This window comes from Citrobacter sp. Cpo030 (assembly GCF_030333005.1).
GTDB lineage: Bacteria > Pseudomonadota > Gammaproteobacteria > Enterobacterales > Enterobacteriaceae > Citrobacter > Citrobacter portucalensis.
The window spans coordinates 13848-37472 of sequence record NZ_JAOWGT010000050.1; the positions used below are offsets into that span (position 1 = coordinate 13848).

At 52.4% G+C, this 23625-nt stretch carries 21 protein-coding genes; 19 read left to right on the forward strand and 2 right to left on the reverse strand.

Annotation, left to right across the window (positions count from 1 at the left end; translation table 11 throughout):
• Positions 1-12: 12 nt before the first annotated feature.
• From araG to otsA, 4 genes are all read left to right on the forward strand, one after another.
• Complete coding sequence (gene araG, locus OGY37_RS07925; RefSeq protein ID WP_126317812.1) at positions 13-1527, forward strand: arabinose ABC transporter ATP-binding protein AraG; 1515 nt, start codon at positions 13-15, stop codon at positions 1525-1527.
• A gap of 14 nt (positions 1528-1541) precedes the next feature.
• Positions 1542-2528: an L-arabinose ABC transporter permease AraH gene (gene araH / locus OGY37_RS07930; protein ID WP_003034609.1), complete on the forward strand. Its 987-nt coding sequence runs from the start codon at positions 1542-1544 to the stop codon at positions 2526-2528.
• Positions 2529-2655: 127 nt separating this feature from the next.
• Entirely contained in the window at positions 2656-3507 is an 852-nt protein-coding gene (gene otsB, locus OGY37_RS07935) for a trehalose-phosphatase (protein WP_407599951.1), read from the forward strand.
• Positions 3482-4903: an alpha,alpha-trehalose-phosphate synthase gene (gene otsA, locus OGY37_RS07940; RefSeq protein WP_003833894.1), complete on the forward strand. Its 1422-nt coding sequence runs from the start codon at positions 3482-3484 to the stop codon at positions 4901-4903. The genes otsB and otsA overlap by 26 nt, the downstream gene beginning before the upstream one ends.
• A 17-nt stretch (positions 4904-4920) precedes the next feature.
• Here the strand turns inward: otsA and uspC are convergent, their stop codons facing one another.
• Positions 4921-5349, reverse strand: coding sequence for a universal stress protein UspC (uspC, locus tag OGY37_RS07945; RefSeq protein WP_063940887.1), 429 nt, complete (start codon positions 5347-5349; stop codon positions 4921-4923).
• 793 nt (positions 5350-6142) lie between these two features.
• On the opposite strand from uspC, the gene flhD reads away from it, so the two are divergent.
• The 6 genes from flhD to cheW all read left to right on the forward strand — a co-directional run bounded on the left by flhD (position 6143) and on the right by cheW (position 11568).
• On the forward strand, positions 6143-6484 hold the full coding sequence (flhD, locus tag OGY37_RS07950; protein WP_003034622.1) for a flagellar transcriptional regulator FlhD: 342 nt from the start codon (positions 6143-6145) through the stop codon (positions 6482-6484).
• Complete coding sequence (gene flhC / locus OGY37_RS07955; protein ID WP_008785071.1) at positions 6481-7065, forward strand: flagellar transcriptional regulator FlhC; 585 nt, start codon at positions 6481-6483, stop codon at positions 7063-7065. The genes flhD and flhC overlap by 4 nt, the downstream gene beginning before the upstream one ends.
• Before the next feature lie 124 nt (positions 7066-7189).
• Entirely contained in the window at positions 7190-8077 is an 888-nt protein-coding gene (motA, locus tag OGY37_RS07960; RefSeq protein WP_003034628.1) for a flagellar motor stator protein MotA, read from the forward strand.
• Positions 8074-9003, forward strand: a complete 930-nt coding sequence (gene motB, locus OGY37_RS07965; protein ID WP_003034631.1) for a flagellar motor protein MotB — start codon at positions 8074-8076, stop codon at positions 9001-9003. The genes motA and motB overlap by 4 nt, the downstream gene beginning before the upstream one ends.
• Before the next feature lie 4 nt (positions 9004-9007).
• Positions 9008-11044, forward strand: coding sequence for a chemotaxis protein CheA (gene cheA, locus OGY37_RS07970; protein ID WP_148361847.1), 2037 nt, complete (start codon positions 9008-9010; stop codon positions 11042-11044).
• Positions 11045-11064: 20 nt separating this feature from the next.
• Entirely contained in the window at positions 11065-11568 is a 504-nt protein-coding gene (cheW, locus tag OGY37_RS07975; protein WP_003034638.1) for a chemotaxis protein CheW, read from the forward strand.
• A gap of 76 nt (positions 11569-11644) precedes the next feature.
• Here the strand turns inward: cheW and OGY37_RS07980 are convergent, their stop codons facing one another.
• Complete coding sequence (locus OGY37_RS07980) at positions 11645-12904, reverse strand: dicarboxylate/amino acid:cation symporter (RefSeq protein ID WP_003833882.1); 1260 nt, start codon at positions 12902-12904, stop codon at positions 11645-11647.
• Between the two features lie 406 nt (positions 12905-13310).
• Here OGY37_RS07980 and tar point away from each other — a divergent pair, with 406 nt between their 5' ends.
• The 9 genes from tar (at position 13311) to flhE (ending at position 23387) form a co-directional block, all read left to right on the forward strand.
• Positions 13311-14966: a methyl-accepting chemotaxis protein II gene (gene tar / locus OGY37_RS07985; protein ID WP_003833879.1), complete on the forward strand. Its 1656-nt coding sequence runs from the start codon at positions 13311-13313 to the stop codon at positions 14964-14966.
• Positions 14967-15009: 43 nt separating this feature from the next.
• The gene (tap, locus tag OGY37_RS07990) at positions 15010-16611 is read left to right on the forward strand and encodes a methyl-accepting chemotaxis protein IV (protein ID WP_286620525.1); all 1602 of its coding nucleotides are present in this window, start codon (positions 15010-15012) and stop codon (positions 16609-16611) included.
• Positions 16612-16630: 19 nt separating this feature from the next.
• Positions 16631-17503: a protein-glutamate O-methyltransferase CheR gene (cheR, locus tag OGY37_RS07995; protein ID WP_032943796.1), complete on the forward strand. Its 873-nt coding sequence runs from the start codon at positions 16631-16633 to the stop codon at positions 17501-17503.
• Positions 17500-18549 (forward strand): protein-glutamate methylesterase/protein-glutamine glutaminase, encoded by a 1050-nt coding sequence (locus OGY37_RS08000; RefSeq protein ID WP_286620527.1) that lies wholly within the window; start codon positions 17500-17502, stop codon positions 18547-18549. The genes cheR and OGY37_RS08000 overlap by 4 nt, the downstream gene beginning before the upstream one ends.
• A 17-nt stretch (positions 18550-18566) precedes the next feature.
• Complete coding sequence (cheY, locus tag OGY37_RS08005) at positions 18567-18956, forward strand: chemotaxis response regulator CheY (RefSeq protein WP_003034656.1); 390 nt, start codon at positions 18567-18569, stop codon at positions 18954-18956.
• Between the two features lie 13 nt (positions 18957-18969).
• The gene (cheZ, locus tag OGY37_RS08010; protein ID WP_003034659.1) at positions 18970-19614 is read left to right on the forward strand and encodes a protein phosphatase CheZ; all 645 of its coding nucleotides are present in this window, start codon (positions 18970-18972) and stop codon (positions 19612-19614) included.
• A gap of 158 nt (positions 19615-19772) precedes the next feature.
• A complete protein-coding gene (flhB, locus tag OGY37_RS08015; RefSeq protein WP_126317818.1) occupies positions 19773-20924 on the forward strand; it encodes a flagellar biosynthesis protein FlhB in 1152 nt (383 codons plus the stop codon).
• Entirely contained in the window at positions 20917-22995 is a 2079-nt protein-coding gene (flhA, locus tag OGY37_RS08020; RefSeq protein ID WP_003833865.1) for a flagellar biosynthesis protein FlhA, read from the forward strand. The genes flhB and flhA overlap by 8 nt, the downstream gene beginning before the upstream one ends.
• The gene (gene flhE, locus OGY37_RS08025) at positions 22995-23387 is read left to right on the forward strand and encodes a flagellar protein FlhE (RefSeq protein ID WP_003833862.1); all 393 of its coding nucleotides are present in this window, start codon (positions 22995-22997) and stop codon (positions 23385-23387) included. The genes flhA and flhE overlap by 1 nt, the downstream gene beginning before the upstream one ends.
• The last annotated feature ends 238 nt before the right edge of the window (positions 23388-23625 follow it).

The following is a 23625-nucleotide window of genomic DNA, read 5'->3' on the forward strand; positions in this document are numbered from 1 at the left end:
CACGGAGACGTTATGCAACAGTCTACCCCGTATCTCTCATTTCGCGGCATTGGCAAAACGTTCCCGGGCGTTAAGGCGCTGACGGATATCAGTTTCGACTGCTATGCCGGACAGGTGCATGCGCTGATGGGCGAAAATGGCGCCGGGAAATCAACACTCTTAAAAATTCTCAGCGGTAACTATGCGCCAACAACGGGATCTCTGACGATCCGCGGACAGGAAGTTTCGTTCGCGGATACCACTGCCGCACTCAACGCCGGTGTCGCCATTATTTATCAGGAACTGCATCTCGTCCCGGAAATGACCGTTGCCGAGAATATTTACTTAGGGCAGTTACCGCACAAAGGCGGGATTGTGAACCGCTCGCTGCTGAACTATGAAGCAGGAATCCAGCTGAAGCATCTGGGGATGGATATTGATCCCGATACCCCACTGAAATACCTCTCCATTGGCCAGTGGCAGATGGTGGAGATTGCAAAAGCGCTGGCGCGAAACGCCAAAATTATCGCCTTTGATGAACCAACCAGCTCCCTGTCGGCTCGCGAGATTGAGAATCTGTTTCGCGTTATCCGTGAGCTGCGCAACGAAGGACGTATCATTCTGTACGTTTCGCACCGTATGGAGGAGATTTTTGCTCTCAGCGATGCCATCACTGTGTTTAAAGATGGTCATTACGTCAAAACGTTCTCGGACATGCAGCAGGTCGATCACGATGCGCTGGTGCAGGCGATGGTCGGGCGTGACCTCGGGGATATCTATGGCTGGAAATCCAGACCGTATGGCACAGAGCGTCTGCGGCTGCATGAAGTCAAAGCTCCAGGCGTGCGTACGCCAATCAGCTTATCTGTGCGAAGCGGTGAAATTGTCGGGCTGTTTGGCCTGGTGGGGGCCGGACGTAGCGAATTAATGAAAGGGCTGTTCGGCGGTACGCGTATCACGGCGGGCCAGGTATTTATTGATGAACAGCCTATCGATATCCGTAAACCAAGCCATGCCATTGAAGCGGGTATGATGCTGTGCCCGGAGGATCGCAAAGCCGAAGGGATCATTCCGGTCCATTCAGTGCGCAACAACATCAACATTAGTGCACGGCGTAAGCATGTTCTGGGGGGATGCGTGATCAACAACGGCTGGGAAGAGACCAATGCCGATCACCATATTCGTTCACTCAACATCAAAACGCCGGGTGCAGAGCAACTGATCATGAACCTCTCCGGCGGGAATCAACAGAAGGCTATCCTCGGTCGTTGGTTATCGGAAGAGATGAAAGTGATTTTGTTGGATGAGCCTACACGCGGCATTGATGTGGGCGCCAAGCATGAAATTTACAACGTGATTTATGCCCTCGCAGCGCGCGGTGTGGCCGTATTGTTTGCTTCCAGTGACCTGCCAGAAGTGCTCGGTGTCGCCGACCGTATTGTGGTGATGAGAGAAGGCGAAATTGCCGGTGAGTTACTTCATGAACAGGCGGATGAGCGCCAGGCGTTGAGCCTTGCTATGCCTAAAGTCAGCCAGGCTGTAGCCTGAATAAGGAGAGTATGATGTCTTCCGTTTCTACATCGGGTTCTGGCGCAGCGAAGTCGGCGCTAAATCTGGGCCGCATTTGGGATCAATACGGCATGCTGGTGGTGTTCGCCGTGCTGTTCCTGGTTTGTTCCCTCTTTGTGCCAAACTTTGCGACTTTCATCAACATGAAGGGGTTAGGGCTGGCGGTATCGATGTCGGGTATGGTTGCCTGCGGGATGCTGTTTTGCCTGGCATCCGGTGATTTCGACCTGTCTGTCGCATCTGTGATTGCCTGTGCTGGTGTTACCACTGCCGTAGTCATTAACATGACCGAAAGTCTGTGGATTGGTGTGGCTGCCGGACTGCTGCTCGGTATTCTGTGTGGCCTGGTGAATGGGTTCGTGATTGCGCGGTTAAAAATTAACGCCCTGATCACGACTCTTGCGACAATGCAGATTGTACGTGGTCTGGCCTATATTATCTCCGACGGTAAGGCAGTCGGGATTGAAGACGAGCGTTTCTTCACACTCGGCTATGCTAACTGGTTTGGTCTGCCGGCGCCTATTTGGATCACGGTCGTTTGTTTCATTGTCTTTGGCTTACTGCTGAACAAAACCACGTTTGGGCGTAATACCCTGGCCATTGGGGGCAATGAAGAGGCGGCGCGCCTGGCTGGGGTTCCGGTTGTTCGCACCAAGATTATTATCTTTATTCTTTCCGGTCTGGTATCCGCCATTGCCGGGATTATCCTCGCATCGCGTATGACCAGCGGCCAGCCAATGACCTCAATCGGTTATGAGTTGATCGTTATTTCGGCCTGCGTGTTAGGGGGCGTTTCGCTTAAAGGCGGCATCGGAAAAATCTCATATGTGGTGGCCGGGGTGCTGATCCTGGGTACAGTTGAGAATGCGATGAACCTGCTGAATATCTCTCCGTTCGCGCAGTATGTGGTACGTGGCCTCATCCTGCTGGCGGCGGTGATCTTCGACCGTTATAAGCAAAAAGCGAAGCGTACCGTTTGATGATTTAAACCCCAACTTTTTAGTCTAGCTTCTGCCCGTCGCCAGCCGCTACCCGGCTGGCGATTGTTTTTTCAAATGGCGAGCATGGTCACACTGTCTATACTTATATCCGTCATACATCATCTATATGCCGCGATCCGCGTGGCGTTCTGACCATGATGAGGAGGATAACCGGGTGACAGCATCACTGACTTTACCCCCTGAACAATCTGCAAACTGTGCTTACTTTTTTGATCTCGATGGGACACTTGCTGAGATTAAACCCTTTCCCGACCAGGTCGTTGTCCCGAAGACAATCCTGCAATGTCTACATCAGTTAGCGACGCAGAATGCGGATGCGCTGGCATTGATTTCAGGGCGCTCAATGGTTGAGCTTGACGCACTCACTACTCCGTTTCGTTTTCCGCTTGCCGGAGTACATGGGGCAGAACGCCGTGACATCAATGGTCAGACGCACATAGTAAACCTGCCTGAAGGTATCGAACGTGAAGCCGGGGCGTTATTACACGCAGCGTTGGTGACGTTACCGGGGGCAACACTTGAAACCAAAGGCATGGCCTTCGCGTTGCATTATCGCCAGGCACCCGAACACGAAGCGGCGCTGGTTACCCTGGCTGAAGGCATCACGCGCAGATGGCCGCAGCTTGCTCTGCAGCACGGAAAATGTGTCGTGGAAATAAAGCCTAAGGGCAGCAATAAAGGCGACGCGATAGCTGCATTTATGCAGGAAGCGCCTTTTGCTGGCCGGATCCCTGTGTTTTTCGGTGATGATCTGACAGATGAAACAGGGTTTGCTGTAGTTAACCGCGCTGGCGGTATTTCTGTAAAGGTAGGGAGCGGGCCGACGCAGGCAACATGGCGTCTGGATGGCGTCAGGGATGTCTGGCACTGGCTGGAGAAAAATAACTCTTCGCAGCAAGAACCGAAAGCAACGAATAACAGAAGAGGTGGCTATGAGTCGTTTAGTCGTAGTATCTAATCGTATCGCCTCACCAGATGACAAAGGGAGCGCGGGTGGGCTCGCGGTCGGTGTACTGGGCGCGTTAAAAGCTGCTGGTGGTTTATGGTTTGGCTGGAGTGGTGATACAGGTAATGAGGATAAACCGTTAAAAAAGGTCACGCGTGGCAATATCACCTGGGCCTCGTTTAATTTGAGTGAGCAAGATTACGAAGAGTATTACTGCCAGTTTTCAAATGCGGTTTTATGGCCCGCGTTTCACTATCGACTGGATTTAGTTCAGTTTCAGCGCTCTGCCTGGGAAGGTTACCAACGGGTTAATGCCTTACTGGTAGATAAACTTCTGCCGTTGCTTGGCGATGACGACATTATTTGGGTTCATGATTACCATCTGTTGCCGTTTGCCTGCGAGTTACGTAAGCGCGGCGTGCGCAATCGCATCGGTTTTTTCCTGCATATTCCGTTTCCGACGCCGGAAATTTTTAATGCGCTCCCTCCACATCTGGCGCTGCTTGAGCAAATGTGTGATTTTGATTTGCTTGGTTTCCAGACCGAAAACGATCGTCAGGCTTTTCTGGACTGTCTCGCAGCCCAGACTCGGGTGACCACGCATAAAGATAAGCACCACCAGGCATGGGGAAAAGCGTTTCGCACTCAGGTCTATCCCATCGGTATTGAACCGGATGAGATTGCTCGACAGGCGTCCGGTCCGCTGCCACCAAAACTGGCACAGCTAAAAGCGGAGCTTAAAAATGTGCAGAATATTTTCTCCGTGGAGCGTCTGGATTACTCCAAAGGCTTGCCGGAGCGCTTTCAGGCCTATGAGGCCTTACTGGAACATTATCCGCAGCACCACGGTAAAATTCGCTATACGCAGATAGCACCGACCTCGCGTGAAGAGGTGCAGGCCTATCAGGATATTCGCCACCAACTGGAAACAGAGGCAGGGCGAATCAACGGCAAATATGGGCAACTGGGCTGGACGCCGCTTTACTATCTGAACCAGTATTTTGATCGTAAATTGCTGATGAAGATCTTCCGCTACTCGGATGTAGGGTTGGTGACCCCGTTGCGCGATGGTATGAACCTGGTGGCGAAAGAGTTTGTGGCCGCACAGGATCCTGCTAACCCTGGCGTGCTGGTTTTATCGCAATTTGCCGGGGCGGCGAACGAGCTAACCTCTGCGCTTATTGTTAATCCTTATGACCGGGATGAAGTGGCAGGCGCATTAAACCAGGCGCTGACGATGCCACTTACCGAACGTATCTCGCGCCACGCTGAAATGCTTGAGACTATCGTTAAAAACGATATCGACAACTGGCAGGCGACGTTCATTTGCGATCTTAAAACGGTCACGCCGCGTCGGAGTCAATGCCAACTGCCAGACAATATCTCTTCCTGTTCTAAACTCGCATGAAGTCGTGGCACCGTGGATTAATCTCCAGCTAGCGGAACCAGAAGAACGTCCACCTGGCTGGTATGAATCACGCTTTTCGCTGAACAGGCAGCGCGCGAAAAAAAACTGTGGTTATGGTTGCCGTAAATGACCAGATCAACGGCGTGTTTGCGGCATACATCCAGGATATGTTCATTCAGAGCCCCATAGGTAATAAAGGTATGTTCAATGGGGTATTCTGCTTCTTTGCTAAGTTTGTCGATAAAATCCTGAGTCTCTTCCTGCATGACTTCACGCAGGTCTTCCAGCATGGGGGCAGCAAACTGGTTATACAGTTCGGGGTCTGAGACCAGTGTAATCAGGCTAATTCGGGCGTTGACAGGGCGAGCGATAGAAACCGCCTTGTCTAACAACTGCTGACTTTCAGGGGTGGCGGCAACAGCAACAAGAATGTGCGAATAGCTCATAACTCGCTCCTTTTTTTCAAGAATTATGAGAGGGCTTTTCAGCTTTACTCAGCTTACTCCATACTGCAACGTTTCCTTCCTTCATAGTGTGAATGTCATCATGATTATTCATTAATTATTCTTATAAATAGAATAATCGATTCATATTAGTTGCAGATATGTTCAAGTTACTTAAGTGAAACCCACTGCTAATGAAAACAATGTGTTAATAGAAATTAAACATATATTAACATTTGCAAGGTCGTCACATCGCGGTATTAATTAATCACTCTAAATATTTAACTTATTGTTTATAAAGAATTTAATTAAAAAAGTTTTTTGAGTTAAATATGTGATCCAGCTCGCTATTTCACGGCGTGATATTAACGGATGTGAACAAAATACTATTCGCTTTTATTGCAAGAATATTCGTACATCAGGAATTGAAATGGATGATGGCAGAGTAAAAAATAAGCAAAGTAAAAGCTACGCTGATGGATTTATGTTAAGTGTTTGGCTGGTTTATGTGATCTTGATCACATATTCTTTAAATTCGCAGCATAGCTCCGTTGTATGTGTAACTGACGGCGGGTAGAGTTGCGTCGAATTAGGAAAAATCTTAGACATTTGTAAGAATTGATGTGAGCTTGTAAGGGACGCTGCCTTCTTAAAAGGGAATGTTTAGACAACGCGTAAGTGTCGTCACGCTGCTATGTATTTGACCTTTTGCTTTTTTTTACCGGGCCTTCCCGGCGACATCACGGGGTGCGGTTTTACCGCATGAAAACAATGTTGGTTATTATGGATGCAAATAATGCATACATCCGAGTTGCTGAAACACATCTATGACATCAATTTGTCATATTTATTGCTTGCACAGCGTTTGATCGTTCAGGACAAAGCATCTGCGATGTTTCGCCTTGGTATCAGCGAGGAAATGGCGGACACGTTGGCAACATTAACACTTCCTCAAATGGTCAAACTGGCCGAAACAAACCAACTGGTATGTCATTTCCGTTTCGACGATCACCAGACTGTTACTCGCCTGACGCAAGACTCCCGCGTTGACGATCTTCAGCAAATTCATACTGGTATCATGCTTTCAACACGCCTGTTAAGCGACATCGATGATGCAGCACGTAAGAAAAGGGCTTGATGATGAGCGAAAAAAGCATTGTTCAGGAAGCGCGTGATATCCAGTTGGCAATGGAATTAATCACATTGGGCGCCCGTTTGCAAATGCTGGAAAGCGAAACGCAATTAAGCCGTGGTCGATTAATCAAGCTGTACAAAGAATTACGCGGTAGTCCTCCGCCAAAAGGGATGCTCCCGTTTTCCACCGACTGGTTTATGACGTGGGAACAAAATATTCATGCGTCGATGTTTTGCAATGCATGGCAATTCCTGCTCAAAACGGGTCTCTGTAGCGGCGTGGATGCCGTGATCAAGGCGTATCGGTTATATCTTGAGCAGTGTCCGCAGCCTGAAGAAGGGCCATTGTTAGCGTTAACCCGCGCGTGGACGCTGGTGCGATTTGTCGACAGCGGATTGCTGGAGTTGTCCCAATGCAATTGTTGCGGTGGGAATTTTATCACCCACGCACACCAACCCGCAGGCAGCTTTGCCTGTAGTTTATGCCAACCGCCATCACGGGCCGTAAAAAGACGTAAACTTTCCCAGAATGCTGCCGATATTATTCCACAACTGCTGGATGAACAGATCGAACAGGCTGTTTAACTGATACGGTGTGGATGAACACTCCAGCAGCGGTAAGCAATTACCGCTGCTTTTTTTTGTCCTGACCTTACGTTAATTGCCCGACTGCGCATCCTGTCATAGTCAATTGCGAAAGGATGATGTCGTGCTTATCTTATTAGGTTACCTGGTTGTTATTGGTACAGTTTTCGGCGGTTACATGATGACCGGCGGACACCTTGGGGCACTCTATCAACCGGCTGAGCTGGTGATTATCGGTGGTGCGGGTATTGGGGCATTCATCGTCGGCAATAACGGGAAAGCCATCAAAGGGACGATGAAAGCGATCCCGTTGCTTTTCCGTCGTTCGAAATACACCAAAGCGATGTATATGGATCTGCTGGCGCTCTTGTATCGCCTGATGGCCAAGTCACGTCAACAGGGCATGTTCTCGCTTGAGCGCGACATCGAAAACCCAAAAGAAAGTGAAATCTTCGCCAGCTATCCGCGCATTCTTGCGGATGCTGTAATGCTTGATTTTATTGTCGATTATCTGCGCCTGATCATCAGCGGCAACATGAATACGTTTGAAATTGAAGCGCTGATGGACGAAGAAATTGAGACTCATGAGAGTGAGGCTGAAGTCCCGGCGAATAGTCTGGCGATGGTCGGCGACTCACTACCGGCATTCGGGATCGTCGCGGCCGTTATGGGGGTTGTGCATGCGCTGGCTTCTGCCGATCGCCCAGCAGCAGAGCTGGGTGCGTTGATAGCGCATGCGATGGTGGGAACATTCCTCGGTATTTTGCTGGCCTATGGATTTATTTCTCCGCTTGCCAGCGTTCTGCGACAGAAAAGCGCTGAAACAACCAAAATGATGCAGTGCGTGAAGATAACGCTGCTCTCCAATCTGAATGGTTACGCGCCGCCGATTGCCGTTGAATTTGGTCGTAAAACATTGTATTCCAGCGAACGTCCTTCGTTTATCGAACTGGAAGAACATGTTCGTGCGGTGAGAAATCCAACTGCGCAACAGACGACCGAGGACGCATGAAAAATCAGGCCCATCCCATTATCGTTGTAAAGCGACGCAAGCATAAGAATCACGGTGGTGGGGCGCATGGCTCGTGGAAAATCGCCTACGCCGATTTTATGACCGCGATGATGGCCTTCTTTCTGGTGATGTGGCTCATTTCTATTTCCAGCCCTAAAGAATTGATCCAGATTGCCGAATATTTCCGTACACCGCTGGCCACCGCAGTGACTGGGGGAAATCGTATTTCGAATAGCCAAAGCCCGATTCCAGGCGGCGGGGATGATTACACCCAGCAGCAGGGCGAGGTGAACAAGCAGCCGAATATTGATGACCTGAGAAAACGTATGGAACAGAGCCGCTTGAGCAAACTTCGCGGCGATCTCGATCAACTGATTGAATCCGATCCCAAACTGCGAGCGCTGCGTCCGCATTTAAAGATTGATTTAGTTCAGGAAGGTCTGCGGATACAGATTATCGACAGCCAGAATCGCCCGATGTTTAAGACCGGTAGCGCTGAAGTTGAGCCGTACATGCGCGATATCCTGCGCGCGATTGCACCAGTGCTCAACGGGATCCCTAACCGGATCAGCCTTTCCGGTCACACGGATGATTACCCTTACGCGAATGGTGAGAAAGGGTACAGCAACTGGGAATTGTCTGCCGATCGCGCAAATGCATCGCGTCGCGAGCTGGTTAGCGGCGGTCTGGATGATGGAAAAGTATTACGTGTGGTAGGTATGGCCGCCACGATGCGTCTGAGCGATCGCGGTCCTGAAGACGCTATCAACCGCCGTATTAGCCTGCTGGTTCTCAATAAGCAGGCAGAAGAGGCCATTTTGCATGAAAACGCTGAAAGCCAGAATGAGCCGGTAAGTGTCTTACAACGGCCAGCGGAACTCCCGCCGGTAAGCGTTCCCACATCGCCACCAGCCAATCCGAGGTGATAGCGTGAGCATGGATATTAGCGATTTTTATCAGACATTTTTTGATGAAGCTGACGAACTGTTGGCTGATATGGAGCAACACCTGCTTGATTTGGTTCCTGAAGCCCCGGATTCCGAACAGCTGAATGCCATTTTTCGTGCAGCGCACTCGATTAAAGGCGGGGCGGGCACCTTCGGCTTTACCATTTTGCAGGAAACGACCCATCTGATGGAAAACCTGCTGGATGAAGCGCGGCGTGGCGAGATGCAGCTCAATGCCGACATTATCAACCTGTTTTTGGAAACGAAAGATATTATGCAGGAACAGCTCGACGCCTATAAAAGCTCAGTGGAGCCTGATGCCGACAGTTTTGAGTATATCTGCCAGGCGTTACGGCAGTTAGCGCTCGAAGCGAAAGGTGAAACCGCACCGGCAGTTGTCAACCCAGCAAAACTTAGCGTTATTGACAGCGCCGCGATGCAGGAAGAGGCGGTTGCAAAGCCTGAACCCGCCAGTGAAGAGAGCAAAAAACGCATTACTCTCTCGCGCCTGAAAGCCAGCGAAGTGGATTTACTGGAAGAGGAACTGGGGAATCTGGCGACCTTAACCGATGTGGTAAAAGGAAGCGACACGTTATCAGCAACGCTTGATGGCAACCTCGCAGAAGATGACATCATCGCGGTGCTTTGCTTTGTCATTGAAGCTGACCAAATTGAATTCGAAACCGTCAGCGCAGCGCCTGTGGCAGCTGAAGCTGAAGAGGTAGCTGTTGTCACTGGGCCGCAGCCGGTTGCTGTGGCACCTGCGGTGAAAGCTACCACCAGTGAAGCACCACATAGCCGCGCGGAACGTGAAAAACCCGCCCGCGCCAGCGAGTCGACCAGTATCCGCGTAGCGGTTGAAAAGGTTGATCAGCTTATTAACCTGGTTGGCGAGTTGGTGATAACCCAGTCGATGCTGGCCCAGCGCTCTAACGAACTGGATCCTGTCAATCATGGCGATCTCATCACCAGTATGGGTCAGTTACAACGTAACGCCCGAGATTTGCAAGAGTCGGTGATGTCTATTCGTATGATGCCAATGGAGTATGTTTTCAGCCGTTTCCCTCGTCTGGTGCGCGATCTGGCCGGTAAGCTGGGTAAACAGGTCGAGCTGACGCAGGTTGGTAGCTCAACCGAACTCGATAAGAGCCTGATTGAACGCATCATCGATCCGTTGACGCACCTGGTGCGTAACAGCCTCGACCATGGTATCGAATTGCCGGAAAAACGCCTTGAATCCGGCAAAAGCCCAATCGGCAATCTGACGCTTTCCGCGGAGCATCAGGGCGGGAATATTTGTATTGAAGTGACCGATGATGGCGCTGGCCTGAACCGCGAACGTATCCTGGCTAAAGCTGTCTCTCAGGGCATGCCGATCCACGAAAACATGAGCGATGACGAAGTGGGTATGCTGATCTTCGCTCCAGGCTTTTCGACCGCCGAACAGGTGACGGATGTTTCCGGACGCGGCGTGGGTATGGATGTGGTGAAGCGAAATATCCAGGAGATGGGCGGCCATGTTGAGATCCAGTCTAAACAGGGACAGGGGACCACTATTCGCATTCTGCTGCCGCTGACGCTGGCGATCCTCGACGGGATGTCCGTGCGTGTGGCCGATGAGGTCTTCATTCTGCCACTGAATGCCGTTATGGAATCGCTGCAACCGCGCGAAGAAGATCTCCATCCGCTGGCCGGAGGAGAGCGCGTTCTGGAAGTGCGTGGCGAATATTTACCGCTGGTTGAGTTGTGGAAAGTCTTTGAGGTTGAAGGCGCTAAAACTGAAGCGACTCAGGGCATAGTGGTCATTTTACAAAGTGCAGGGCGTCGCTATGCGCTGCTGGTGGATCAGTTAATTGGCCAACACCAGGTGGTGGTCAAAAACCTGGAAAGCAACTACCGCAAAGTGCCAGGTATTTCTGCTGCAACGATCCTCGGCGACGGCAGCGTCGCGCTGATTGTCGATGTCTCTGCATTGCAGGGGTTAAACCGCGAACAACGTGTGGCGATCACAGCCGCCTGATTGAGTGAGAAGGGAATAATATGACCGGTATGAGTAATGTAACTAAACTGGCCGGCGAACCGTCAGGTCAGGAATTCCTCGTGTTTACGCTGGGGGATGAAGAGTACGGTATCGATATCCTGAAAGTGCAGGAAATCCGTGGTTATGATCAGGTGACGCGCATCGCTAACACGCCAGCGTTTATCAAAGGCGTCACAAACCTGCGTGGTGTGATTGTGCCTATCGTCGACCTGCGCGTGAAATTTAGCCAGAGCGATGTGGATTACAACGAAAACACCGTGGTGATCGTGCTGAATCTGGGTCAGCGAGTGGTTGGCATTGTGGTAGATGGCGTCTCGGATGTGCTGTCGCTGACAACGGATCAAATCCGTCCGGCACCGGAGTTTGCGGTCACGCTGTCAACGGAATATTTGACGGGATTGGGTGCGCTGGGTGACCGGATGCTGATTCTGGTCAACATTGAGAAGCTGCTGAACAGCGAAGAAATGGCGCTGCTGGATATTGCCGCTTCCCACGTCGCATAATCGCCATAACTCATCCGGCCTACAATGATTGCTGTTGCAGGCCGGATGAGCGTAGCGCATCCGGCAGATTTCTCTCTTACGCTTCCCGCTCAACCAGCTCGGGTTCTTCTTCCAGTAAACCTTCATCCTGCGCCAGCATCGCCGTTGCAATCCCGTTACCTAATACGTTGATTGCTGAACGTCCCATATCCAGGAAGTGGTCAATTCCCATCAGCAACAGGATCCCGGCGACCGGAATGTTAAAGCTCGGGATGGTTGCAGCCAACACTACCAGTGCTGAACGCGGCACACCGGCAATCCCTTTGGACGCCAGCATCAGCGTCAGCATCAGGACGGTGATTTCTGCGAAGGATAGGTGGATGTTATAGGCCTGCGCGATAAACATAGAGGCAAATGAACAATAGACCATGGAACCGACCAGGTTAAACGAATAACCGATAGGTAGCACGAATGACACGATGTTGGGTGAGCAGCCAAATTTAGTTAATTGCTCCAGCGTTTTCGGATAAGCGGCCTCAGAGCTGCTGGTGGTGAATGCGACCAAAACCGGGTCTTTCAGCATGCTCACCAGGCGAAATACCTCTTTTTTCAGCATGACATATCCCACAGCCAGCAGAACCAGGCAGGTCAGCAAAATCGCCACATAGTAGCCGCCGATAAACGACGCATAGTTAAGCAGGATCCCCAGCCCTTGGGTGGAGATGACGGAAGAGATGGCGGCAAAAATAGCCAGCGGCGCAACGTACATCACGTAGCCGGTCACTTTCAGCATAATGTGGGAAACCACATCCAGCGCGGCAACCAGTGGAGCGTTAAATTTCTCTCCGAGCGATGCGCCACCAATACCGAAGAACATTGAGAACACCACAATTTGCAGGATCTCATTGTTAGCCATCGCTTCGGCGATGCTGGTTGGAATGGTATGCGTCAGAAAACCTTTCAGGCTCATGCCGCCCACGGCCAGGCCGGTGTCGGTGGCTTCCAGCGGGATCGCCAGGTTCAGCCCGCTGCCAGGTTGCTCAAGGGAAACCACAAACAGACCGACCAGGATAGACAATATAGAAGAGCTGATAAACCAGATCATCGCTTTGCCGCCCACGCGCCCGATGGTGGACGTTTCTCCCAGGCGCATAATACCAACTGTCAGGGTGCTGAATACTAAAGGCGCGATCACCATTTTAATCAGGCGTAAAAAGATGTCGGTAAGAAGCGTAATGTTATCGGCCCAGGCGGTCACAACGCCGGGGGAGGCATAAGAGTGGATCACCGCACCCGACAGGATCCCCGCCAGCATGAAGATCACGATAAACAACGTGAGTTTGTTTGCATTTGCCACTAAAAAGCCCTCAGTAAGGATTTAACATTTATTGATCGGTTACTCATTTTTTATACTTATTAAGTGGTAACGAAGTATTCATCATATAAATTGGATTAAAGCGTTAGCGGATACAACTTTTTTTAATTTTTTATCCATTTTGTTGTGGTATTTACGATGCGTATGTGTGATCTCAATCACATAAAAATGCGTACTTCGGCCATTCTGGCCGTGCTCATCGATGAAAATAAATGTTATTTACATGATAATTATGGTGTTTTTATGTGAATGATTTGTGGTTGCTGCGCACCCGTTTTATTTTCCCCTCGCCAGGCTTCACATCCCTTCAGGATTTCCTTTTCGCAAACGTAAAGTTATCTCAGCGAGTGCCGATAACGTTGATAACTCGTTTTCAGGAAGGTGCCTTATGTTTAACCGTATCCGCGTTGTCACAATGCTGATGATGGTGCTGGGGGTTTTCGCACTGCTACAGCTTGTTTCCGGTGGTCTGTTGTTTTCTTCATTGCAGCAGAATCAGCAAAGTTTTGTTATTTCTAACGATCTTCGACAGCAGCAAAGTGAACTCACCTCAACATGGGATCTGATGCTGCAGACACGAATCAATTTAAGCCGTTCTTCTGCGCGCATGATGATGGATGCGTCTAACCAGCAAAGCAGCGCTAAAAACGATCTGCTGAAGAATGCGAAAGCATCGCTGGCGCAGGCCGAAACGCATTACGCAAAATTTAAAAACATCACACCGTTGCCGGAAATGGCAGAAGCCAGCGGCAACGTTGAGGAAAAATACCAGCAGTACCATGCGGCCCTGGCAGAACTGGTTCAGTTTCTGGAAAGCGGCAATATGGACGCCTACTTCGCGCAGCCTACGCAGGGAATGCAAAACGCGCTCGGCGAGGCGCTGGGCAAGTACGCCAGCGTTAGCGAAAAGCTTTACGTCCAGGCATTTGATCAAAGCGCGCGGGATTACCATTTTGCCCAATGGCAGCTTGGCGTGTTGGCCGTCGTGCTGGTGCTGATTCTGGTGGTGGTCTGGTACGGCATCCGTCATACCCTGCTTAATCCTCTGTCCCGTGTCATTGCCCATATTCGGGAAATCGCCAGCGGTAACCTGACCGCAACTCTCGCTGTTAGCGGCCGTAACGAAATCGGCGAGCTGGCCAGTACGGTTGATCATATGCAGCGCTCCTTGACGGAAACCGTCACCCTGGTGCGTGAAGGCTCTGATGCGATTTATTCCGGTACCAGCGAAATTGCCAGCGGAAACACTGACCTTTCATCTCGTACGGAACAGCAGGCGTCTGCGCTGGAAGAGACCGCTGCCAGCATGGAACAGCTGACAGCAACCGTGAAGCAAAACGCGGACAACGCGCGTCAGGCCTCGCAACTGGCGAAAAGCGCTTCTGACACCGCGCAGCATGGCGGCAAAGTGGTTGATAGCGTGGTAAACACCATGCACGAAATCGCCGATAGCTCGAAGAAAATCGCCGACATCATCAGCGTCATCGATGGCATTGCCTTTCAGACCAACATTCTCGCACTGAACGCGGCGGTTGAAGCAGCGCGTGCCGGTGAGCAAGGCCGCGGCTTTGCTGTGGTGGCGGGTGAAGTGCGTAATCTGGCAAGCCGCAGTGCGCAGGCGGCGAAAGAGATTAAGGCATTGATTGAAGATTCCGTTTCCCGGGTTGATACCGGTTCCGTACTGGTAGAAAGCGCCGGCGAAACGATGAACGATATCGTCAATGCCGTGACGCGGGTGACAGACATTATGGGCGAGATTGCCTCGGCATCTGACGAGCAAAGCCGGGGGATTGATCAGGTTGCGCTCGCGGTCTCTGAAATGGATCGTGTTACGCAGCAAAACGCCTCTTTGGTACAGGAGTCAGCTGCCGCCGCGGCCGCTCTTGAAGAACAGGCCAGTCGCTTAACGCAGTCGGTGTCGACTTTCCGTCTTGCGTCACGTCCGGCCTCGACAAAACCACGCGATACACGATTACCTGCAGCCCCGAGCGCATCTTATCCGCGCCAGAGCATTGAACAAGATACGAATTGGGAAACATTTTGACTGATAGTTAAACCGCGGCCAGTGCCGCCCGACGGGAGCGTTGATGTTTAATCGTATTCGAATTTCGACCACGCTGTTTTTGATTTTGATCCTCTGCGGAGTTTTGCAGATTGGCAGTAATGGCTTGTCCTTCTGGGCATTTCGGGACGGTTTTCAGAACCTGAATCAGGTCGAACGGAGTAATCAGCAACGCGCTGCGCTGGCCCAAACCCGCGCTGTGTTATTACAGGCCAGTACGGCCCTTAATAAGGCAGGGACGCTGACCGCCCTGAGCTATCCGCCAGAGGACATCAAAACGCTGATGACCCTCGCGCGCGATAGCCTGACGCAGTCTGAATTGATGTTTAAACGCTTTATGGCGACGTCGGATTCGACGGAGCAAGGCAAGGCGCTGTTTGGCGCAACGGAGAATAGCTTCAGCCAGTGGCACAGCGCTCTCGCGCATCAGGCAACCTGGCTTGAAAACAATCAGTTGTCAGATTTTCTGACCGCGCCGGTGCAGGCGGCTCAGGATGCTTTTGATGCGAATGTGAATGCGTGGCAGAGCAACATTGACAGCGTGTTGCAAACGGCGGGGGAGCAGAGTCAGCGTAATTACCATATGTCGGGGGTGATTTTCGCCACCATGGTGGTACTGGCGGCACTGCTCACCAGCGGTGCGCTGTTCTGGTCACGCAAGATGATCGTTCAGCCGCTGGCGATTATTGGCAGCCATTTCGACAGTATTGCCGCGGGGAACCTGGCACGACCGGTAGCGGTTTATGGGCGCAATGAGATCTCGGCTATTTTTGCCAGCCTGCAGAAGATGCAAAAGGCGTTACGCGAAACGGTAAGTGACGTTCGTCAGGGCAGCTCAGCCATGCATAGCGGTATTTCAGAAATCGCGATGGGCAATAACGATTTGTCTTCACGGACTGAACAGCAGGCGGCTGCGCTGGCGCAAACGGCGGCCAGCATGGAACAACTGACCGCCACCGTCGGCCAGAACGCTGATAACGCACGCCAGGCGTCAGGAATCGCCAAAAGTGCGGCAGACACAGCGCATAAAGGTGGCGAGCAGACGTCCCGGGTCGCCAGCACCATGCATGAGATTTCTGCCAGCTCGCAGAAAATCGGCGACATTATCGGGGTGATTGACAGCATTGCCTTCCAGACCAATATCCTGGCGTTGAATGCCGCGGTAGAGGCCGCCAGAGCGGGGGAGCAAGGGCGTGGTTTTGCCGTCGTCGCCGGAGAAGTGCGCAATCTGGCAAGCCGTAGCGCACAGGCGGCGAAAGAAATTAAGGGACTGATTGAGGAATCCGTCATCCGGGTGCAGCAGGGATCGCAACTGGTGGATATGGCGTCGCGCACTATGACGGAAATTGTCAGTTCGGTGACCCGGGTTAACGACATCATGGGCGAGATTGCCTCGGCATCCGATGAACAGCGCAGAGGCATTGAGCAGGTGGCGCAGGCCGTCAGCCAGATGGACTCCGTGACGCAGCAAAACGCCGGTCTGGTGGAAGAAGCCGCATCCGCCGCCGGACAACTTGCGACGCAGGCCGATCATCTTTCTGCTTGTGTCGCATTTTTTAAACTTGAAGAGCAAACCGTAGCAAAACAAGAGTTGGCGCAGCCTCAGGTTGCGCCCGTTGTATCCTGAATGTGATTGAGAAGGCGCTATGACATCATCTCTGCCCTCCGGGCAAACGTCATTATTGTTACAGATGACACAGCGCCTCGCGCTGTCTGACGCGCATTTTCGTCGGATATGTCAATTAATCTACCAGCGTGCGGGGATCGTACTGGCCGACCATAAGCGGGACATGGTTTATAACCGCCTGGTTCGTCGTCTGCGTACCCTGGGGCTGGATGACTTTGGTCGCTATCTCAGCATGCTGGAAGCTAACCAGAACAGCGCTGAGTGGCAGGCTTTTATTAACTCCCTGACTACCAACCTGACCGCGTTTTTTCGCGAAGGGCATCATTTTCCGGTGCTGTCAGATCACGCTCGTCGGCGCAGCGGTGAATACCGCGTCTGGAGCGCGGCGGCGTCAACCGGAGAAGAACCCTACAGCATTGCGATTACGCTTGCCGATACCTTAGGTATGGCACCGGGCCGCTGGCGTGTTTTTGCCAGCGACATTGATACCGAAGTGCTGGAAAAGGCCAGAAACGGCATTTACCGCCTCGATGAGCTAAAGACGCTGTCACCCCAGCAGTTGCAGCGTTATTTCATGCGCGGCACCGGGCCGCATGAAGGACTGGTACGCGTAAGGCAGGAACTGGCAGGTCATGTTGAATTTTCCAGCGTGAACTTACTGGATAAGCAGTACAACGTGCCCGGACCGTTCGACGCCATATTTTGTCGTAACGTTATGATCTATTTCGATAAAACGACTCAACAGGACATTTTGCACCGTTTTGTTCCACTTCTTAAACCTGACGGGCTGCTGTTTGCAGGTCATTCAGAAAACTTTAGCAACCTTGTGCGCGAGTTTAGCCTGCGTGGACAGACCGTGTATGCGCATGCGCCAGGTAAGGATAAAGCATGAGTAAAATCAGGGTGTTGTCGGTAGATGATTCTGCATTGATGCGTCAAATCATGACCGAAATTATTAACAGTCACAGTGATATGGAAATGGTGGCGACGGCGCCGGATCCGTTGGTCGCCCGGGATTTAATCAAAAAATACAATCCCGACGTCCTGACGCTGGACGTGGAAATGCCGCGCATGGACGGCCTCGACTTTCTTGAGAAGTTGATGCGTCTGCGTCCGATGCCGGTAGTCATGGTTTCTTCGCTGACCGGTAAAGGTTCAGAGGTCACGCTGCGGGCGCTGGAGCTGGGGGCGATTGATTTTGTCACCAAACCTCAGTTGGGGATCCGCGAAGGAATGCTGGCGTATAGCGAGATGATTGCGGAGAAAATCCGCACCGCATCGCGCGCAAAACTGGCGGCCCATAAGCCCATGGCGGCACCCACAACCTTGAAAGCGGGGCCATTACTCAGTTCAGAAAAACTGCTGGTCATCGGCGCCTCAACCGGAGGAACAGAGGCAATTCGCCATGTACTCCAGCCATTGCCGCTTTCAAGTCCCGGTATTCTTATTACTCAGCATATGCCGCCAGGATTTACCCGTTCGTTCGCCGAACGTCTGAACAAGCTGTGTCAGATAACCGTGAAAGAGGCAGAAGACGGAGAACGTGTGCTTCCAGGGCATGCGTATATCGCGCCGGGTGACAAGCATATGGAACTGGCGCGCAGCGGCGCGAACTATCAGATCAAAATTCATGACGGTCCGCCAGTTAATCGGCATCGGCCCTCAGTGGATGTGCTGTTCCATTCGGTGGCGAAACATGCGGGGCGCAATGCCGTCGGGGTGATCCTGACCGGTATGGGCAACGATGGCGCAGCCGGAATGTTAGCGATGAATCAGGCGGGAGCCTGGACCATTGCGCAAAACGAAGCAAGTTGTGTGGTGTTCGGCATGCCGCGCGAGGCCATCAATATGGGTAGCGTAAGCGAAGTGGTCGATCTTAGCCAGGTGAGCCAGCAAATGCTGGTGAAAATTAGTGCCGGACAGGCAATACGTATTTGAATCAGGAGTTTATTTTTATGGCGGATAAAGAGCTTAAGTTTTTGGTTGTGGATGACTTTTCCACCATGCGTCGCATCGTGCGTAACCTGCTTAAAGAGCTGGGATTCAACAATGTTGAAGAGGCTGAAGATGGCGTGGATGCGCTGAACAAGCTGCAGGCTGGGGGATTCGGCTTTGTTATTTCTGACTGGAACATGCCGAACATGGATGGACTGGAACTGCTGAAAACCATCCGTGCCGATGGCGGGATGGCTTCTCTGCCGGTGCTGATGGTCACGGCAGAAGCGAAAAAAGAGAACATCATTGCGGCAGCACAGGCAGGTGCCAGTGGCTATGTCGTGAAACCGTTCACGGCGGCGACGCTGGAAGAAAAACTGAATAAAATCTTTGAGAAACTGGGCATGTGAGGGTGTGATGATGATGATGCAACCACAAATTAAACCTGCTGACGAGCACTCTGCAGGGGACATCATCGCGCGCATCGGCAGTTTGACCCGAATGCTGCGCGATAGCTTGCGTGAACTGGGGCTGGATCAGGCCATTGCCGAAGCGGCAGAAGCGATTCCCGATGCCCGCGATCGTCTCGATTACGTTGTACAGATGACCGCTCAGGCGGCAGAGCGCGCGCTGAACAGCGTAGAAGCTTCGCAGCCGCATCAGGACGCGATGGAAAAAGGGGCCAAAGACCTGACCAAACGCTGGGATGAATGGTTCGAAAATCCGATCGAACTGTCCGACGCTCGAGAACTGGTCACCGATACCCGTCAGTTCCTTGGTGATGTGCCTGGACATACCAGCTTTACCAATGCCCAGTTGCTGGACATCATGATGGCGCAGGATTTCCAGGATCTCACCGGACAGGTCATCAAGCGCATGATGGATGTTATCCAGGAAATTGAACGTCAGCTGCTGATGGTTCTGTTGGAAAACATTCCGGAACAGGGCGCACGTCCAAAACGTGAAAACGAAAGCTTGCTTAACGGCCCGCAGGTTGACGCCTCGAAAGCCGGTGTAGTGGCAAGTCAGGATCAGGTTGACGACCTGCTGGATAGCCTCGGGTTCTGATGAGTATTTGCCGGATGTGAGGCGTGGGCCTCTCATCCGGCTTACGCGCAATTCTGCTTAAAGCCATAAATCCCGTCTTTTTTACCGCTTACTCTTCCCATTGCTGGATAGCTGTTCTGGCATCATTCTCGCCTATATCTCTATCCAGGGTCTGATGCGTGGCAGAAGAAAGCGACGACGACAAAACAGAAGCCCCCACACCCCACCGACTTGAAAAAGCACGGGAAGAAGGGCAGATCCCCCGATCCAAAGAGCTAACCTCACTGCTCATTTTGCTGGTGGGTGTGTGCATTATCTGGATAGGTGGGGAGTCGCTTGCCCGCAGACTGGCTGGCATGCTGTCGACCGGATTACGTTTTGACCACAGTATGGTCAACGACCCGAATCTGATCCTGAGCCAAATCATCCTGTTGATTAAAGACGCAATGATTGCGCTGTTGCCGTTGATTACCGGCGTCGTTTTGGTGGCTTTAATCTCCCCGGTGATGCTTGGCGGCTTGATTTTCAGCGGTAAATCCCTGCAACCCAAATTCTCGAAGCTGAATCCGTTACCGGGCATTAAGCGCATGTTTTCCGCGCAAACCGGCGCAGAACTGCTCAAAGCGATACTGAAGTCCACGTTAGTGGGAAGCGTGGCCGGATTTTATCTCTGGCATAACTGGCCGGCGATGATGCGTCTGATGGCGGAGTCACCGATTACGGCGATGGGCAACGCCCTGGATTTAGTCGGTATGTGTGCACTACTGGTGGTACTTGGTGTTATTCCGATGGTGGGGTTCGACGTCTTTTTCCAGATCTATAGCCATGTGAAAAAGCTACGTATGTCGCGTCAGGATATCCGCGATGAATTTAAGCAAAGCGAAGGTGACCCGCACGTTAAGGGCAAAATTCGTCAAATGCAGCGCGCGGCCGCTCAGCGTCGCATGATGGCGGATGTGCCGAAAGCAGACGTTATTGTCACTAACCCTACGCACTACTCAGTGGCGTTGAAGTATGACGAGAACAAAATGAGCGCGCCGAAAGTTGTTGCGAAAGGGGCCGGGCTGGTTGCGCTGCGCATCCGTGAAATTGGCGCAGAGCACCGTGTCCCGACATTAGAAGCGCCGCCACTGGCGCGTGCGCTCTATCGCCATGCTGAAATTGGTCAGCAAATACCTGGTCAATTGTATGCCGCCGTTGCTGAAGTACTGGCATGGGTATGGCAGCTAAAACGCTGGCGTCTGGCTGGCGGCAAGCGTCCACCACAACCTGAAAACCTTCCGGTGCCTGAAGCACTGGATTTCATGAACGAGAAGAATACTGATGGCTAATCTGGTCGCGATGCTGCGTCTGCCCAGCAACCTGAAATCCACGCAATGGCAAATCCTTGCCGGACCGATCCTCATCCTGCTGATCCTGTCGATGATGGTGCTGCCGCTGCCGGCTTTCGTCCTCGATTTGCTGTTCACATTTAACATTGCGCTGTCGATCATGGTGCTGCTGGTGGCCATGTTCACCCAGCGTACGCTGGAGTTTGCCGCATTCCCGACGATTTTGCTGTTTACCACATTATTACGCCTGGCGCTGAACGTCGCGTCGACCCGTATCATTTTGATGGAAGGACACACCGGCGCAGCGGCGGCGGGGAAGGTAGTTGAAGCCTTTGGTCACTTCCTGGTGGGCGGTAACTTCGCGATCGGCATCGTGGTCTTCGTGATTCTCGTCATCATTAACTTTATGGTAATCACTAAAGGTGCAGGACGTATCGCCGAGGTAGGCGCGCGCTTTGTACTGGACGGAATGCCCGGCAAGCAGATGGCGATTGATGCAGATTTGAATGCCGGTCTGATTGGCGAAGATGAAGCTAAAAAACGACGCTCGGAAGTGACCCAGGAAGCGGATTTTTACGGCTCAATGGACGGTGCGAGTAAATTCGTCCGTGGAGACGCCATCGCCGGTATTTTGATCATGGTGATCAACGTGGTCGGCGGTCTGTTAGTTGGGGTGTTGCAGCATGGTATGAGCATGGGCAGCGCTGCGGAAAGTTATACCCTGCTGACCATCGGTGACGGGCTGGTGGCACAAATTCCTGCGCTGGTTATCTCTACCGCGGCGGGCGTTATCGTGACCCGCGTGAGTACCGACCAGGACGTAGGCGAACAGATGGTGACCCAACTGTTCAGCAACCCCAGCGTTATGCTGCTCAGTGCGGCGGTGCTTGGACTTTTGGGTCTGGTTCCGGGCATGCCGAACCTGGTGTTTCTGATGTTTACTGCCGCATTGTTGGCCCTGGCATGGTGGATGCGCGGTCGTGAGCAAAAAGCGCCAGATGAACCGCAGCCGGTGAAAATGCCGGAAAACAACTCCGTGGTGGAAGCCACGTGGAACGACGTGCAACTGGAAGACTCCCTGGGAATGGAGGTAGGGTATCGCCTGATCCCAATGGTGGACTTTCAGCAGGATGGCGAGTTGCTGGGGCGAATTCGCAGTATTCGTAAGAAATTTGCCCAGGATATGGGCTTCCTGCCGCCGGTGGTACACATCCGCGACAATATGGATCTGCAGCCGGCCCGCTATCGAATTTTGATGAAAGGGGTAGAGATTGGCAGCGGTGACGCCTATCCGGGACGCTGGCTGGCCATTAACCCGGGTACTGCCGCCGGGTCGCTGCCGGGCGAGAAAACGGTCGATCCGGCTTTCGGACTGGACGCTATCTGGATTGAAAGCGCATTGAAGGAACAGGCGCAGATTCAGGGCTTTACGGTGGTTGAAGCCAGTACTGTTGTCGCTACGCATCTTAACCACCTGATTGGCCAGTTCGCCGCCGAGCTGTTTGGCCGTCAGGAGGCGCAGCAGCTACTGGACCGTGTGTCGCAGGAGATGCCAAAGCTGACGGAAGATCTGGTGCCGGGCGTTGTGACGCTCACCACGCTGCATAAAGTGCTGCAGAACTTACTGGACGAGAAAGTACCGATTCGCGATATGCGCACCATCCTTGAAACGCTGGCGGAACATGCGCCGCTGCAAAACGATCCGCATGAGCTTACCGCGGTCGTCCGTGTTGCGTTAGGACGCGCCATCACTCAGCAGTGGTTCCCGGGTAATGAAGAGGTTCAGGTTATCGGTCTTGATACTCCGCTCGAGCGTTTGCTGCTGCAAGCGCTGCAGGGAGGCGGCGGCCTGGAGCCTGGGCTGGCAGACCGCCTGCTGGCGCAGACTCAGGAAGCGCTGTCCCGGCAGGAAATGTTGGGCGCGCCGCCGGTCTTGCTGGTTAATCACGCGTTACGTCCGTTACTGGCGCGGTTTTTACGTCGCAGCATCCCGCAGCTGGTGGTGTTATCGAACATGGAGCTTTCCGATAACCGCCATATCCGTATGACGGCGACCATTGGAGGTAAATAATGCGTAAGCTACTGTGGTTGTTGTTTTTTCCTCTGGTGGCGCAGGCCGCTGGAGAAGGGGCCTGGCAGGCAAGTGGCATGGGGATCACCTTAAATCACCGTGGCCAATCAGCCTCGTCTGATCCTTTGGTTCCCAGCCAGCCGGTCTCAGGCTTGATGACGCTGGTGGCCTGGCGCTATGAGCTGAATGGCCCCACGCCCGCAGGTTTGCGGGTGCGTTTATGTTCTCAGTCCCGTTGTGTCGAGCTGGACGGGCAAAGTGGGACCACCAACGGGTTCAATAACGTTCCGGCCATTGAACCGATGCATTTTGTCTGGGAGGTCCCCGGCGGTGGTCGCCTGATCCCCGCGTTACGCATTCAGAGCAATCAGGTGATTGTGAACTACCGTTAACACCCTCTGTCATTCAGACCAGCAGTTGAAACTGCTGGTTGTTTCAACATTTCAGTCTCTCACTCAATTAAATAGAAACGCCGTTTTATAAAATAAGTGACGTACGTTGCCGGACTCTTTGTATTCTTGCCATTTCACGAATCCTTCTGGCAGAAATAGAAAGGTTTCACTTCCTGTTAGCTTTTACTGTGACCCTATAAGGATGCCCATTGTCAAAGCGAGGATTGCGGGGCCTCCA